Raw genomic sequence first — 16,060 nt, forward strand, 5'->3', positions numbered from 1 at the left:
GACTCCGTCCTACTGAATGGGAGTGCCGCGCTGACGCTTCTGTGATCCTCGTTACCTTCCGGACGACAACGACGTCGGACAGAAGGAGCAGGATGCCCGGACGGCTAGCTGGAAAAGTTGCCTTCATCACCGGCGCAGCGCGAGGCCAGGGACGCAGTCACGCGCTCCGGCTCGCCGAAGAAGGCGCCGACATCATCGCCCTCGATCTCGCAGACGGCATCGATACGGTCACTCGGTTCTACCCTCCCGCCACGCCGGACGACCTCGCCGAAACAGTTCGCGGAGTCGAGAAGATCGGCCGTCGCATCCACGCCGGGATTGCCGACGTACGCGACTTCGACTCGGTGCGCACGCTTCTCGACCGCGGAGTCGCGGAACTCGGCCGCGTCGACATCGTGGTCGCAAACGCCGGGATCTTCATCAGTGGCGAACCGGCACACCGGATTACCGAAGACGAGTGGGACGACGTACTCGACGTCAATCTCAAGGGCGTATGGCACACCTGCAAAGCCGCAGTACCGCACCTGATCGAGCAGGGCGACGGAGGATCGATCGTCATCACCAGCTCGACGGCCGGAATCAAGGGCACACGCAACGCCGGCGCCTACGCTGCCAGCAAGCATGCGGTGGTCGGACTGATGCGGACACTCGTCAGTGAACTGGGCGAACATGGCATCCGCGCGAACACCGTCCACCCGGGCGCAACCGATACCGACATGATCATGAACGATCGCTGCTTCAACCTTTTCCTGCCCGGCACCCGGAATCCGACCAAGGAACAGGTTGCACCGCTCTTCACGGGAACCAACGCCTTGCCTGTCCCCTGGGCCGATCCGATCGACGTCTCCAATGCGGTCCTGTTCCTGGCTTCGGACGAGGCTCGCTACGTCACCGGCACCGAACTGAAGGTCGACGCCGGCTTCACCACCCGCTGATTTCACGGAAAGTGTGGATATGACAACACAATTGGACTCCCCCGAGCTTGACACGGCCACAGTTGCGGCGACGGCCGGGCAATGGCTCTCCGATTTCGCCTGCCTCCTGCGTACCGGCGTCGGCGCCGAGGCGGTGCTACATCCCGACGTGTGGTGGCGTGATCTGCTTGCCTTCTCCGGCGACCTGCGCAGTCTCAACGGCACCGCACTGATCGATGCCGCCATCGCGTCCGCTGCGGCACAGCATGTGCACGGCGAACACCTCGACCCGGCTGCCGCACCAGCACTAGTTCCGACACTGTCCGGATCTACTATCCAACTACTGTTTCGGTTCGATAGCGACCTCGGCCACGTGCGGGGTGTTGCCAGGCTGATCCTCGACGACGGCACCTGGCGGGCCCGGAATCTCCTCACCGCACTGGATACCCTGGCAGGCCACGAACCGACCACCGGCGAGCATCGACCGGACGGCACGGGGGATCATCCGGAGTACTGGTCGGCACGGCGCAGCCGCGAAGTCGAGTGCCACGACGCCGATCCGGATGTTCTCGTAATCGGTGCCGGCCACTCGGGCCTGGCATTGGCCGCTCAACTCGGCGTGCTCGGAGTCAGGACCCTTCTGGTCGACCGCGGTGATCGAGTCGGCGACAACTGGCGCGGGCGCTACGACTCGTTGGTGCTACACGACGCGGTCTGGTCGAATCATCTTCCGCTCATGCCATTCCCATCGTCCTGGCCGGTTTTCACGCCCAAGGACAAGATGGGCGACTGGCTCGAAATATATTCACGTGCGATGGATCTGAACGTGTGGACGCGGTCGGAGATTGTGGAATCCACATTCGATCCAGGCGAGCGGCGCTGGACCGTCGTCGTCGATCGTAACGGCACACGGCGCACACTACGTCCGCACCACGTGGTTCTCGCGACAGGTCTCAGTGGTACCGAACCTGTCCTTCCAGAATTTGCGGGCGCCGAGGATTTTGCCGGCGAACTGCTGCATTCGAGCCGGTATCGCACCGAACCGGCACGCAAGGGAACCCGCACCGTGGTGATCGGAACCGGCAACAGCGGCCACGACATCGCGCAGGATCTCTACGAATCGGGTGCGCAGGTGACACTGATCCAGCGTGGGCCCACCCACGTGGTGAGCGGGCATACCCTGTCTGATCGAGGCCGGATGCGCTACGGCGAACACACCTCCACGGACGTGGCAGATCTGCTCGACGCGTCGTCGGCACGCCTCGATCCACAATTTCTTGCAGCTCTGAAGTACGGTTCCGCCGCAATGGCCGAGGACGACCGCGAGCTGCTCGACGCTCTCGCTGCCAAGGGATTCGCGCTCGCCGACGGAGTGGACGGCACCGGAGTGATGATGCTGTTCTTGACCCGCAACGGCGGTTACTACATCGACGTCGGCGCCTCCCCGCTTATCGCTGACGGCAGCATCGCATTGGTATCGGGTCCGACCGTCGAGCGACTCGTCCCGGACGGGCTGATCATGTCGGACGGTACCCACGTCCCGGCCGACACGATCGTGTGCGCCACCGGGTTCCGTGGCATTCTCGACACCGCACGACGCGTCCTCGGTGATGCCGTCGCCGACGCCTGCGGTCCGGTCTGGGATCTGGACGACGAGGGCGAGCTTCAGTCGGTGTGGCGGGCGTCCGGGCACGACCGGTTCTGGATCCACGGTGGGAACTTCATGCTGGTGCGTAACTACAGCAAGTACCTCGCGCTGCAGATCAAGGCAGACCTGACGGGCGTCGAATTACCAACGCTGACCTGACGATCAGATGTCGCCCGGCCAGATGTCGAACGGCGTCCCCGCGGGGACGCCGTTCGAGGCGGAAACCACCCGAACTCTGCCCGGCCTGAGAACGGCTGCGCGCTAACCGCATACAGCCGCCTTCTCTGGGTATACACAGGCATGACGGTTCCTGTGACTGCACAATCACAACTGCAGGTGCTCGTGGTGACCACTCTCGTACTCAGTGCTGTATTCCTCGCCGTCGCCGGAATTCTCGAAGGTGATTTCGGTACGGCCGTCTGGGTCGCGGTGGTGCTGCCCTTGCTTTTCGATTGGCGGATCACCGTGCGAGGCAAGCCTTCTGCGATCCGTCCCGACTCGCCGCGTTGGCAGGTGGCCAAGCTGGTCTATGTCCTCACTCTCGGGGTATCGGGCACGGCAATCCTGGCATTCGACGACCGCGCCTTCGCCCGCATTGCGGGTTTACTCCTGATTGTCACGACTTTGTGTTACTTCGCGGCGTTCTACGATGCGCGCAGGCTCAGGCCACAGACTGCCTGATCGACTGATCACAGTTCCCTTTGACAACTTCCGTTCCGCAATGGACGGTAAGGGTAGCTGGATACGAACAATCAGGACACCGACCACCGTGAAATACCGTTGTGAGGAGCAGAAGTTCATGCCAGAGCCGCGAAGAGCCGAACATACCGATTACGTCGCCGCGAATCCCATTTTCTCCAGACCTGGAGAAGATTCGGTTGCCTCGAAATACACTCTCGAACCTGATGGCATGCTCCCCGAAACTGCCTATCAAATCGTCCACGACGAAACGATGTTGGACGGCAATGCCCGTTTGAATCTCGCGACGTTTGTCGGCACGTGGATGGACGACCACGCCACGCGCTTGTATTCAGAGTCGTTCGACAAGAACATGATCGACAAGGACGAGTACCCGCAGACGGCCGCGATCGAAACATACTGCTGGCGGATGCTCGCCGACCTGTGGAACGCACCGTCTCCGAAAGACGCGATCGGTACGTCGACCATCGGCTCGTCGGAAGCCTGCATGCTGGGCGGACTCGCTCTCAAGCGTCGCTGGCAGCACGCCAGGCGCGCTGCAGGCAAACCGGTGGACCGCCCGAACATGGTGATGAGTTCAGCCGTGCAGGTGTGCTGGGAAAAGTTCTGCAACTACTGGGACATCGAAGCGCGATACGTCCCCATCAGCGAGGAACATCGCACACTCGACGGGCACGATCTCGAGAAGTACGTCGACGAGAACACCATCGGTGTCGTCGCAATCATGGGTGTCACCTACACCGGCATGTACGAACCCGTGCTCGAGATATCCAATGCACTCGACGCGATCCAGAAGAAGACCGGACTCGACATCCCGATCCACGTCGACGGAGCGTCCGGCGCCATGATCGCACCGTTCCTCCAACCGGAAATCGAATGGGACTTCCGGCTCCCCCGAGTTCATTCCATCAACACGTCGGCGCACAAATACGGGCTGGTGTACCCAGGTCTTGGCTGGGTGGTGTGGCGCTCGGAGGACCTGCTCCCCGAGGATCTGGTGTTCAAAGTCAGTTATCTCGGCGGCAGCATGCCGACCTTTGCACTCAACTTCTCGCGCCCCGGCGCCCAGGTGATCTTGCAGTTCTACATGTTCTTGCGGCTAGGCCACGACGGTTACCGTTCCATCCAGCAGTCCTCGCAGGACGTCGCGAAATTCCTCGCCGAAGGAATCGGCAAGCTCGACGCCTTCGAACTCTGGAACGACGGCAGCGATATTCCGGTGTTCGCGTGGCGCCTGAAGGCCGGGCACGCCGAGAATTGGACGCTCTACGACCTGTCGGATCGACTACGCGCCAAGGGCTGGCTCGTGCCGGCCTATCCCATGCCGGACAACCTCACCGACCTCACCGTGCAACGCATTGTCGTGCGTAACGGTCTGAGCATGGACTTGGCTGCCAACCTGTTGGGTGTCATCGAAGAGGAAACCGCGTTCCTCGACGAACTGTCCAGCCCGATGCCCAAGCCTCGTGTCACCGAGGGATTCCACCACTGAGCGAACCTGAACAAACAAAAGCGGCCGCCGAACCCGTGAGGGTTCGGCGGCCGCTTTGTCAGCTAGCTGAAATCAAGCAGCGCAAGCCGGGGTGGTCAGCTGAGCGAAGCTGACGATCTGGCAAGCGGTGGTCTTGGACAGTGCCCACTCGCCGTCCAGGTTCACGAAGACAGCGTTCATGCCGCCGGCAAGGGGCTGGCCGTTGATAACGATGGCGAGCGGTGCGGTAGCCGTGTCGCTGCCCGAATCGGTGACGGGGTCGACAACCTCGACCTGTGCGCCGGCAGCCTTGGCAGCCGCGGCGACCTGGTTGATCAGCTCGGGATCGGCGTCTGCGCCCTCGACGAACTTGACCTTCTCCGAAGACGGAACGCTCTCGTCGAGTGCCGTCGCGATCTTGGCGTTGAGCTCGGCTGCAGTCGGCAGCGCGACCTCGACCGTGGTGGTCGTGGCCTTCGCGGAGGTTGTGGTCTTGGGGGCGGGATCGGCCTCTTCGGAACTGCAGGCAGTCATCGTCAGGGCCGCTGCAATCGCGACGGCTGCGACGGTCATGTTACGAAGCTTCAACTTCTCAGTCCTATCCATTCCGGTTTTCACAAACGAGCGTTGTCAGCACTGACGTGCATCGCTCGCGGTCCGCCACAACATTACCCAACGGTAAGCCGAAAAAGTCTAAGGGTGTCCTTAGAGAAGGCTGTCGAGTGCATCCGCCACCTGAAGTGACGCATCGTCGTCGGTGAAGGTTTTAGCGATTCCTGTTCCCGTGGAACGGGTTTCGAATCGAACGGTCACGACACCATGACCGGCGCCCTGCACCCAACCGTGTCCGAATTCGGGATGACTCACATCCAGACCGGGATGCCAGTATCGTTCCGGAACCCGCGCAGGAATGGGACTCTCGTCGAGATCCTCCGCGAGAGTGTCCATCGGATATCCCGGCACATCCTGATCCAACTCCGGAAACAGCGATCCCTGACGCACTGTGGAGAGCCCGGCAAATCCCACCCCCACCAACCGGATCGGCCCCAATTCCACCGGATCGATCACCTGCTTCTGCGCGGTGGCAATCAGGATCGCCCGGTCGAGGGTGGCATATGGCAACGTCACCGACCTGGTCAGCACACTCATGTCGGATTTCTTCAGCTTGAGCACGACCGTGCGCGCCGCGCGGCCGTCCTTCTCCAACCGTGAGAACGCCGCCCCACCGCTGTTCTCCACCGCCGCACGCAACTGCCCCAACGTGACGATGTCGCTCGCGAACGTCGATTCCGCACTGATCTGCTTGGAGTCCGCGCGCTCGGCCACGGGACGATCGTCGATACCCTGCGCCAGACGATGCAAGCCAGGGCCTACCGTCGTACCGAGGATGGACGCGACCTCCGATATCGGAGTGCGCGCAAACCCCCCGATAGTCACGATCCCCAACCGTTTGAGCTTCTCCTCAGCCACCGGGCCGATTCCCCACAGCTTGCGAACCGGAAGGGAATCGAGGAGTTCGTGTTGCTGACCCGGCGGCACCACCGCGACACCGTTCGGCTTCGCCAGCCCCGACGCAATCTTGGCGACCTGTTTGCCCGCACCCGCGCCGATGGACGCAACCATCCCGGTCTCTGCCAGTACCAAGGACCGTAGGTCCTCGCAGAACGTCCGCACCTCGTCCGCACCGGCTCCTGCCAACTCGGCCGGTTCGCCAAACGCTTCGTCCACCGACAACTGTTCGAGCACCGGCATGCGCAGACGCAACGCCTCGAACGCCCCTTTACTCAGTACCGAATACAGCGACATCCGCGGCGGTAGGACCACTGCCCCGCCGCCCACCAAGCGCCTTGCCTGATGCATCGGCATGGCGGACCGAGCACCGAAGGCGCGAGCCTCGTAACTTGCGCCGGCAACCACGCCCCTGCCACCGAGACCGCCCACCATGACGGGACGTCCGCGCAACGTCGGTCGGGTCAATTGCTCAGCGGAGGCGAAAAAGGCATCCATATCGAGATGAAGCACCCACCGGCGGCTTCGTGTGGGATCACCCTGGTTCATCGGCGGTAACAGTTCTCGATCTCGGCGAGCAATGGATTACTTCTGGACCTTCGGTTTGGCCTTCTTCGGTGGCTTCTTCTTGGGCAGTGGAAGCGCGTCGGCGGTTCGCTGAATGAATGCGTGCAGCCGATCCACGTCGTGAAACCGCTCCTCTGGAACCCGGTAATACTCCTTTGCGCCCGGGTACGGCGGCGCAAGGTCTGCGTCCGATCCGAACTCCGCACTGATCTCTGTCGGCTTGACGTACAGAACGTCACCGCAGATCAAGCCAACGACCTTCTCGTCGCAGTACAAGCCATACTCACCGAACATAGCCCGCGCACGGACATCGAGCGGCTCCAACTGCTCGAGAATGCGCGCCACGGTGTCCTTGCTCGTGCTCATGAGAGCAAACTACTCCGGTGCTCCGACATATTTCGGGGCACCGGAGTAGTTGTCAGCTACTAGACCTTCGTGATTGCAGCACGGATACCGTCGCCGAGATCGACGGCACCGTCCCCGGCCTCGCCGATCGTGAACGACGTGGCCAGAACCTCACCGGCAATCAAGTCGCGATGACGATCGGCCCAGTCCTTGCGATCCTCGGGCACCTCGAGCACAACGTTGATGCGATCCGAGACGTCGAGTCCCGCGGCGCGGCGCGCATCCTGTAGTTGGCGGATCCGGTCCTTGGCCCAACCCTCGGCCTCGAGCTCTTCCGTCACGACGGAATCGAGCACGACAAGACCTGCGCCATTGGGAAGCGCTGCAGTCGAATCAGGCTCGGCTGCAACCAGTTTCTGCGTGTATTCCTCCGGCAAGAGTTCGATGCCGGCGGCAACCACCACACCGTCCGCATTCTCGGTCCAGTCGCCGGCCTTGACGGCCTTGATGACGGTCTGAACAGACTTGCCCAGACGCGGACCTGCAGCACGCGCGTTGACCGCGATCTCGAACCGACCGTGAACGTCGACGTCCTCGGTCAGGTCGACCTTCTTGACGTTGACCTCGTCGGCGATCAGGCCGAGGAACGGACGCAGACGCTCGGCATCCGGCGCTGCGACCGTAACCTCGGGCAACGGCAGACGGACACGCAGGTTCTGCGCCTTACGCAAGCTCAACACTGTCGAGCACACCGTGCGCACGTCGTCCATGGCGGCAACGAGTTCCGGATCGCCAGGCAACTCGGACTCCGTCGGCCAATCGGCGAGGTGTACCGAGCGTTCCCCGGTCAATCCACGCCAGATCACTTCGGACACCAACGGCAGCAAGGGCGCAGCCAGACGCGTCACAACCTCTAGCACCGTGTGGAGCGTGTCGATGGCATCACGATCTTCGTCCCAGAAACGTGAACGCGACCGTCGCACATACCAATTGGTGAGTGCATCACAGAACAACCGAAGCTCGTCACAAGCTCCCGCGATGTCGTTCGCCTCGAGGGCATCGGTGATGACGTTCCTCGTGCCCGCCAGCTTCGCGAGGATGTACTTGTCGAGGATGTTCTCCGAATCAGTGCGCCACACACCACATTCCGGTGCGTACAGCTGCAGGAAGCTCCAGGCATTCCACAGTGGAAGCAAAGCCTGACGCACACCTTCGCGGATGCCCTGCTCCGTCACGACCAGGTTGCCACCGCGCAGGATGGGTGAGGACATGAGGAACCAGCGCATGGCATCACTGCCGTCGCGGTCGAACACCTCCTTGACATCCGGGTAGTTACCCTTGGACTTACTCATCTTCAGCCCGTCGTCACCGAGAACGATGCCGTGTGCTGCAACGGTTTTGAAAGCGGGACGATCGAACAGAGCCGTCGCGAGAACGTGCAGGGTGTAGAACCAGCCACGGGTCTGACCGTTGTACTCGACGATGAAGTCACCCGGGTAGTGGCTCTCGAACCAGTCGCGGTTCTCGAAGGGGTAGTGCACCTGGGCGTACGGCATCGAACCGGACTCGAACCAGCAGTCCAGAACCTCGGGAACTCGACGCATCATCGACTTACCGGTCGGGTCGTCCGGGTTCGGACGCACCAGATCGTCGATCATCGGACGGTGCAGGTCGGTCGGGCGCACACCGAAGTCTGCCTCCAACTGATCCAGGGAACCGTAGACGTCGGTACGCGGGTACTGCGGATCATCCGAGACCCACACCGGAATGGGGCTGCCCCAGTAGCGGTTTCGGCTGATGTTCCAGTCGCGAGCACCTTCGAGCCACTTGCCGAACTGACCGTCGCGGATGTGCTCGGGAACCCAGGTGATGTCCTGGTTGAGTTCGACCATGCGGTCACGGAACTTGGTGACGGCCACGAACCACGACGGAACCGCCATGTAGATGAGCGGCTGACCACTGCGCCAGCTGTGCGGGTACGAGTGCTCGATCGTCTCGTGCCGCAACAGGTTTCCGGCGGCTTTGAGATCCTTGATGATGACGGGGTTGGCGTCGAACACCATCAGACCCTCGTACGGCGGCACCATAGACGTGAACTTTCCACCGGGGTCAAGCGGCTGAACGACCTCGATGCCGTTGGCGGTCGCAACATCCATATCCTCTTCACCGAAAGCCGGTGCGAGGTGGACGATTCCGGTACCCGAATCGGTGGTGACGTAATCGGCCGACAACACGACATGGGCGTTCGGGTGCCCGACGAAGAAGTCGAACGGCGGTGTGTACGACAGGCCGACCAGGTCGCTACCCTTGTGCCGCGAAACGACCTCGGGGTCGTCCCCCAACTCACGGGCGTAGTGAGCAACTCGAGCTTCGGCGAGCACGTAGCGCTTGCTGTCCTGACCGAGAACCTGGACATAGTCGATGTCGGGATGAACAGCCAAAGCGAGGTTGGACGGCAGCGTCCACGGCGTTGTGGTCCAGATGACGGCATTGGCACCATCGAGCGGTGAGCCCGACGCCACCAGCGGCATCTCGACGGTGACCGCCGGATCCTGACGCATCTTGTACGCGTCGTCGAGACGAGTTTCCTGGTTGGACAGCGGTGTCTGCTCGTACCAGCTGTACGGGAGAACGCGGAAGCCCTGGTAGATCAGGCCCTTCTCGTGCAGCTCCTTGAATGCCCACATGACCGACTCCATGAAGTCGAGGTCCAGGGTCTTGTAGTCGTTGTCGAAGTCGACCCAACGAGCCTGCCGGGTGACGTACTCACGCCACTCGTCGGTGTACTTGAGCACCGACGCCTTGCAGTACTCGTTGAACTTCGCAAGTCCCATGACGTCGATCTCGGACTTGTCCTTGATGCCGAGTTGCTTCTCGGCCTCGAGCTCTGCGGGCAGGCCGTGGCAATCCCAACCGAACCGGCGCTCCACCTTGCGGCCGCGCATTGTCTGGAAGCGGGGCACCAAGTCCTTGACGTACCCCGTCAAAAGGTGACCGTAGTGCGGCAAGCCGTTGGCAAACGGAGGGCCGTCGTAGAAGACGAACTCCTCGTTGCCGTCACGATTGTCGACCGATGCCCGGAACGTGTCGTCGTCGGCCCACTCTTTCAGAACCTTCTGTTCCAGGGCCGGAAATTTGACTCCGGTGTCGGCGGGGACGCCGTAATCGACTTTGGGATACCCGTTATTCGCCACTGCGATCTCCTCGTGCCTGTACGACTCGGCACGGGGACGATACGTGCGCATCTGCGTACGTACCGCGGTACCACCCCGCTTGCACCACGTGAATCCGGCAAAACTCTGCCAGGCCTTCCGTGTTGCCACTCTTCGCGAGCTGTGACGGGCTCACCCGTTCGGTTCTACTGAGTGCCTGACAGGCCCGAGCCTGGCTGAACACCGTTCTTCCGAAGGCTCCCCGGTGATTGCCGGTTCATCGCCTGTAATTCGTGAATAGCCTGTTCTTGACGAACAGTCTAATGCTCGCCGTTTTCGTTTGCCGACCCACCGTGGTTTCCCGGAAAATCCGTGTTGTCCGGTGTGTCAACGTCGGCGGTTGTATCCGGCTCGTCCAACGGCAGAGCCGCCCTCTTGCCGGTCAGCGCACTGACCAGCAGGAGGACGGCACCCGCCAAACAAATTGCAATACACGCCCACGCCCAGATAATCGACCCGGTGGTCAGCGCGATAATCAGGAAAGCAAATCCTGCCGCCGCGAGTCCTATCGTCACGACCAGCACGTGTCAACCTCTACCCGATGTCGGCGCTGACCTGGCGAGTATCCCTCGGTCAGCTGTTTCCCTTTGCGAACGACGGACTGCTGAAGGACTCCTGGCCACCGTCGACCGGAACCGCAGAACCACGCTGTTCGAGCTCTTCGAGCTGCGATTCCAGGTAGGACTTGAGGCGCACCCGGTATTCGCGCTCGAACGTCTTGAGCTGCTCGATGCGGCCCTCGAGGACAGATCGCTGCTGGTTGATGGTCGCCATGATCTCGGTGTGCTTCTTCTCGGCGTCTGCCTTGAGAGCATCGGCCTTCTCCTGAGCCTGGCGAAGCTGGGTCTCCGAGCGGGTCTGCGCATCGGTGAGCATTGCTTCCGACTTGTTGCGAGCGTCCGCGATCATGCCGTCAGCCTTGCTGCGAGCCTCGCTCATCAGCTGCTCGGAGTTGGTGCGGGCACTTCCGAGCAGCTGCTCGGACTCTGCCTTGGCATCGCCGGTGAGGCGATCTGCCATCTCCTGAGCCAGGCCGAGAACCTTGGCTGCCTGCATGTGGGTGTCGCCGCTCTGCGGAGCCTGTGCGGCAGCAGCCACGGGAACCGGTGCCACGACGGGAGCGGGCTTGGGAGCCTCGACCACGCGAGCCGGTTCTGGCTTGGGCTGGGCTACCGGGGCACCTGCATTGGCAGCCGGTGCCGGCGCCTTCTTTGCAGCAGCAAGTTCCTGATCCAGCTCGCTTACTCGCTGTTGCAGATCTGCATTTTCCTCGATGAGCTGCGAGAGCGCCTGCTCGACGAGATCAAGAAATGCGTCGACCTCGTCTTCGTTGTAGCCACGCTTGCCGATAGGCGGCTTGCTGAACGCAACGTTGTGCACGTCAGCTGGAGTCAGTTGCGGCATGGAAGGATCCCTTCACGCGTCATTTGGCGGTCAAGCAAGCATTCAGTTACAGCACGGTGTGCGTAGCAGCTAACCACTACGCGAGTTATGGGTTCCATTCTGGCACACCCCACTCAATTACCGGGCCGAGCCGACAACCGACATCAGGATGATGACGATGAAAAGCAAGACCATGATGGATAGATCCAAGCGAACCCCACCCAGGTTGATCGGGGGGATCAACCTACGGAGAAGCTTCACCGGCGGATCGGTGATCGTAAAAACGGTTTCGAGAATGATGGCGACCACTCCCGACGGACGCCAGTCTCTGGCGAACGAACGAACGAACTCGACAATCACTCTGCCGATCAGCAAAAGCCAAAACACAACCAGCACGAGGTAGATCACATCGAAAAGCGCGTTCACACCCTCACTCTGCCTGACTTCTGCGTCGCGTCCAAAACAGACACTCGCCATCCGAGGCCGGATTACGAGGCTGCGAACTCACCGAGCCGAGACCGTGAACACCCCTGGCATGCGACCCCTGCACAGGCCCCAGCGCAACAGAATGTCCAGCGTTTCGGCTGTTCAAGGAGCTATCTACGATCGAGAGCATCATTTCTGACTGTAGAAGCCCGTCTCCGCGATACGACGACGCTCCTCGGCGGAAACATCGATGTCGGCCGGTGAGAGAAGAAACACTTTGGTGGCGACCTTGTCGAACGAGCCGCGCAGCGCAAAAGCGAGACCCGCGGCGAAGTCGACCAGTCGCTTCGCGTCGGCGTTGCTCATGTCGACCAAATCCATGATGACCGGCGTGCCGTCGCGGAAGCGCTCGCCGATCGTGCGGGCCTCGGCGTAGCTCTGCGGACGCAGAGTCGTGATCTTGGCCAACGGGCCGCCGTCGTCGACTGCGGGCGCGCGGCGAACTTCAGGGCGCTCGGCGCGGGCGTCAACTGCAAGATTGCCCCGGCTGGTGGGACGAGGCGCCATCGACGGGCGGGGTGCACGCGAGGCAACGGTGTCCATTCTCGGACGTGATTCGTAGCGATCGAACTCGGCTTCTTCCTCATCCCGACGGCTGGGCGCGTAGCCAGCCTTCGAGAAAGCCGGCTCGGCAAACTCGCGGTCATCACGTTCGGCATAGCCGTCATGGCTACGGCGAGGTGCGCGACGAGCCTGATCGGGTTCTTCTACGTACTCGTCCTCGTAGTCGTCGAGGGGAACCATGCCGAAATATGCCTTGAACTTGTGCAGGTTGCTCATTGATCGACCTTCCTTGGCGCGGCGGATTGTCTCCGACTGCGGCCGGTCGCGGTGTGGACGGGTTGGGCGATCACCAGAGCGATCATTTCGAGATTACTGGTCGTGAGCCGAGCAGTGCGGTTCCGACACGCACGCAAGTCGATCCGTGGCGAACCGCAGCCTCGAGATCTCCGGTCATTCCGGCCGACAACTCGACCGCATGCGGATGCGACTCGAGGACGGTCCGATGGACCTCGTGCAGGCGAGCAAACTGTTCGTCTGCGTCCGAACCCAGCGGCGGAACGGCCATCAGCCCGGCCAGTTCCAGACCGTCGGCCGTCGCGATCCGCGCGGCGAGTGCCGGTAACTCGTCGAGCGCGATGCCGCCGCGCGTCGGATCGGCGTCGAGGCTCACCTGAATGAGAACTCGCAACGGTGCAGCGCGATCACCGGCGGAGAGGGCATCGAGCGCGGCCCGATCGAGAGCGTCCGCGAGCCGCGCACTGTCGACCGAGTGAATCGCGTAGGCCCACTTCGCGACCGAACGTGCCTTGTTTCGCTGCAACTGACCGATCATGTGCCACCGAACAGGATCCGCCCCGTCGATTGCACCACCGGCGGCGGCTGCGGCGAATTCCGCAACCTTGGCTATCGCTTCCTGCTCGCGCGACTCACCGAACTCGCGGCAACCCAATTCATACAGAATTCGCGCATCCGACGCGGGGAAGAACTTGGTAACCGGGAGAAGCGTCACGGCAGAAGCCGGACGCCCTGCCGCGGCGCACGCCGCAGTGAGGCGGGACCGCACCGAATCGAGTGCCGCCGAGATCTCGGCCACGCGTCCAGAATTGTCGGCGTTCATGCAATCGGCCTAGTTGTCTTCCACAGTGACGATCGGATCCATCCAGATCACCGCAGCCTGACGCCCGGTGAGGGAATCGCGGCGGTGACTGAACAGTGCGCGGTCCTCGATCGTGCAACGAGGATCCTCGGCGACACCCGTAACACCGGCATCAAGGAGTTGTTTGCGGATTCCGGCCCGCAGGTCCAGACCGGGAGTGCCCTTCGCGGTACGAGTTGCACTGCCAGGCAGATGCTTCTCGACGTCGGCACGCATCTCGGCAGGCACTTCGTACTGCCGGCCACTGGCTGCCGGACCGAGGAAGGCGCCGATCCGAGAGACGTCAGCGCCTTGGCGAACCATCTCGGCCAGAACCCGCGGCACGATTCCGAGGCGCGCACCGATCCGGCCGGCATGCACGGCGGCGATGACGCCGGCCTGCTCGTCGGACAGCAGCACCGGAACGCAGTCGGCACTGAGCGTGGCCAGTGCCAACCCGGGGACAGTAGTGACCAAGGCGTCGGTCACCTCGATGACCTCGTCCGTCGGCTCGGTAACGACGGTTACGTTGCGCGAGTGGATTTGTTCCATCCAGACAAGATGATTCGGCTCGACGCCGATTTCGCGTGCGAGGCGTCGACGGTTTGCGTCGACGGCTTCGGCGTTGTCGCCGACGTGATCACCGAGATTGAACGAGTCGTACGGCGCTTCCGAAACACCGCCAGCGCGACTGGTGACGACACGGCGGACTCGGAAATTGGCGGTCGAGTTCTCGGTACTCAAAATTTTGTGCTCACAAACGTCGAATGTTCACTGCTGCACGGGACATGATCCCGAGGCAGCTTCCGGACAGAGATAAGGGATCAATCAAGAACAGGGTACCCAGAAAATCTGGATACCCTGCTCTCGAAAGCGTGCGCGGCGCTCTACTCAGCGACGCATGAAGACTGGAACGTCGACGTCGTCATCGCCGTCGTCCTCCTGTGGCGCAACATGGCGCGGCGGAGCAATCGGCGGCAGCGAGCCCGAACCAATCGGCTCGCGCGCAACCGGAACCTGCTGCTCCACAGGCGGTTCCGCAGCTACCGGTGAACGTCCGACCTCGCCGGCGCGCCCTGCTCCGATAGCTCCTCGGCCGGGTGCCGCGGACTCGACGGGGCGACGCGCAGGCGCTCCCCCGTCGAAACCGGCAGCGATGACCGTCACACGAACTTCGTCTCCGAGTGAATCGTCGATCACCGTTCCGAAGATGATGTTGGCATCGATGTGCGCGGCTTCCTGCACGAGGGAAGCCGCTTCGTTGATCTCGAACAGACCAAGATCGCTGCCACCGGCGATCGACAGCAGAACGCCGCGGGCGCCTTCCATCGACGCCTCGAGAAGCGGTGAGTTGATAGCGGACTCAGCAGCTTTGATCGCCCGACCTTCGCCGCGCGAGGAGCCGATGCCCATGAGTGCGCTACCGGCACCGGACATGACACCCTTCACGTCCGCGAAGTCGACGTTGATCAGTCCCGGAGTGGTGATCAGGTCGGTGATGCCCTGAACGCCGTTGAGCAGAACCTCGTCGGCGCTGCGGAATGCGTCCATCAAACTGACAGCCGCGTCCCCGAGCTGAAGGAGCCGATCATTCGGGATGACGATGAGCGTGTCGCACGACTCACGCAATGCCTGGATGCCCGTGTCGGCCTGGCCACCACGACGCTTGCCTTCGAAGGAGAACGGCCGGGTTACGACACCAACGGTGAGGGCGCCCAACTTCCGGGCGATGCTGGCGACGACAGGGGCACCACCGGTTCCGGTTCCACCACCCTCACCGGCGGTCACGAACACCATGTCAGCGCCCTTGATGACCTCTTCGATTTCGTCCTTGTGATCCTCGGCGGCCTTGCGGCCGACCTCGGGATCTGCACCGGCGCCGAGGCCTCGGGTCAGTTCACGACCGACATCGAGTTTGACGTCGGCGTCGCTCATCAGGAGGGCTTGCGCGTCCGTGTTGACCGCGATGAACTCGACTCCCTTGAGTCCTTGTTCGATCATGCGGTTGACTGCGTTCACGCCGCCGCCGCCGATGCCGACGACCTTGATTACGGCGAGGTAGTTGTGCGGGGGCGTCATCGGCTCTCGCCTTCCGTGTCGTATTACGCGCTGTTGTCTATTGCTGGGTAAAGCAGGTACTGGGTAAAGCGGGTGAATCTCAACTCTCAACCTCAACCACAGGGTTAG

At 62.2% G+C, this 16,060-nt stretch carries 15 protein-coding genes; 4 read left to right on the forward strand and 11 right to left on the reverse strand.

Annotation, left to right across the window (positions count from 1 at the left end; translation table 11 throughout):
* The first annotated feature begins 92 nt into the window (after positions 1 to 92).
* The 4 genes from EEB13_RS01255 to EEB13_RS01270 all read left to right on the forward strand — a co-directional run bounded on the left by EEB13_RS01255 (position 93) and on the right by EEB13_RS01270 (position 4,753).
* A complete protein-coding gene (locus tag EEB13_RS01255) occupies positions 93 to 935 on the forward strand; it encodes a mycofactocin-coupled SDR family oxidoreductase (RefSeq protein WP_095886496.1) in 843 nt (280 codons plus the stop codon).
* Between the two features lie 19 nt (positions 936 to 954).
* Positions 955 to 2,721, forward strand: coding sequence for a flavin-containing monooxygenase (locus EEB13_RS01260; protein ID WP_141484459.1), 1,767 nt, complete (start codon positions 955 to 957; stop codon positions 2,719 to 2,721).
* A 186-nt stretch (positions 2,722 to 2,907) separates the two neighbouring features.
* The gene (locus tag EEB13_RS01265) at positions 2,908 to 3,243 is read left to right on the forward strand and encodes a hypothetical protein (protein ID WP_141484460.1); all 336 of its coding nucleotides are present in this window, start codon (positions 2,908 to 2,910) and stop codon (positions 3,241 to 3,243) included.
* Positions 3,244 to 3,361: 118 nt separating this feature from the next.
* Positions 3,362 to 4,753: a glutamate decarboxylase gene (locus EEB13_RS01270; protein WP_141484461.1), complete on the forward strand. Its 1,392-nt coding sequence runs from the start codon at positions 3,362 to 3,364 to the stop codon at positions 4,751 to 4,753.
* 72 nt (positions 4,754 to 4,825) lie between these two features.
* Here EEB13_RS01270 and EEB13_RS01275 read toward each other — a convergent pair whose 3' ends face one another.
* From EEB13_RS01275 to ftsZ, 11 genes are all read right to left on the reverse strand, one after another.
* Positions 4,826 to 5,305: a hypothetical protein gene (locus EEB13_RS01275; RefSeq protein ID WP_230589953.1), complete on the reverse strand. Its 480-nt coding sequence runs from the start codon at positions 5,303 to 5,305 to the stop codon at positions 4,826 to 4,828.
* A 132-nt stretch (positions 5,306 to 5,437) separates the two neighbouring features.
* Complete coding sequence (locus EEB13_RS01280; protein ID WP_045070293.1) at positions 5,438 to 6,790, reverse strand: DNA polymerase IV; 1,353 nt, start codon at positions 6,788 to 6,790, stop codon at positions 5,438 to 5,440.
* A gap of 36 nt (positions 6,791 to 6,826) precedes the next feature.
* On the reverse strand, positions 6,827 to 7,174 hold the full coding sequence (locus EEB13_RS01285) for a TfoX/Sxy family protein (RefSeq protein ID WP_141484462.1): 348 nt from the start codon (positions 7,172 to 7,174) through the stop codon (positions 6,827 to 6,829).
* Positions 7,175 to 7,233: 59 nt separating this feature from the next.
* Positions 7,234 to 10,398 (reverse strand): isoleucine--tRNA ligase, encoded by a 3,165-nt coding sequence (gene ileS / locus EEB13_RS01290; RefSeq protein WP_141485509.1) that lies wholly within the window; start codon positions 10,396 to 10,398, stop codon positions 7,234 to 7,236.
* A 227-nt stretch (positions 10,399 to 10,625) separates the two neighbouring features.
* A complete protein-coding gene (locus tag EEB13_RS01295) occupies positions 10,626 to 10,889 on the reverse strand; it encodes a hypothetical protein (RefSeq protein ID WP_141484463.1) in 264 nt (87 codons plus the stop codon).
* Between the two features lie 49 nt (positions 10,890 to 10,938).
* Positions 10,939 to 11,769, reverse strand: a complete 831-nt coding sequence (locus EEB13_RS01300; protein ID WP_033230995.1) for a DivIVA domain-containing protein — start codon at positions 11,767 to 11,769, stop codon at positions 10,939 to 10,941.
* Positions 11,770 to 11,886: 117 nt separating this feature from the next.
* A complete protein-coding gene (locus EEB13_RS01305; protein ID WP_033231443.1) occupies positions 11,887 to 12,174 on the reverse strand; it encodes a YggT family protein in 288 nt (95 codons plus the stop codon).
* A 189-nt stretch (positions 12,175 to 12,363) separates the two neighbouring features.
* Positions 12,364 to 13,014: a cell division protein SepF gene (locus EEB13_RS01310; protein WP_045070302.1), complete on the reverse strand. Its 651-nt coding sequence runs from the start codon at positions 13,012 to 13,014 to the stop codon at positions 12,364 to 12,366.
* An 82-nt stretch (positions 13,015 to 13,096) separates the two neighbouring features.
* A complete protein-coding gene (locus tag EEB13_RS01315) occupies positions 13,097 to 13,855 on the reverse strand; it encodes a YggS family pyridoxal phosphate-dependent enzyme (RefSeq protein ID WP_033230997.1) in 759 nt (252 codons plus the stop codon).
* Positions 13,856 to 13,864: 9 nt separating this feature from the next.
* Positions 13,865 to 14,620, reverse strand: coding sequence for a peptidoglycan editing factor PgeF (pgeF, locus tag EEB13_RS01320; protein ID WP_141484464.1), 756 nt, complete (start codon positions 14,618 to 14,620; stop codon positions 13,865 to 13,867).
* 144 nt (positions 14,621 to 14,764) lie between these two features.
* Positions 14,765 to 15,952: a cell division protein FtsZ gene (gene ftsZ / locus EEB13_RS01325; RefSeq protein ID WP_033230999.1), complete on the reverse strand. Its 1,188-nt coding sequence runs from the start codon at positions 15,950 to 15,952 to the stop codon at positions 14,765 to 14,767.
* Positions 15,953 to 16,060: the final 108 nt, after the last annotated feature.

Source organism: Rhodococcus sp. WS3 (assembly GCF_003797085.1).
GTDB lineage: Bacteria > Actinomycetota > Actinomycetes > Mycobacteriales > Mycobacteriaceae > Rhodococcus_F > Rhodococcus_F globerula.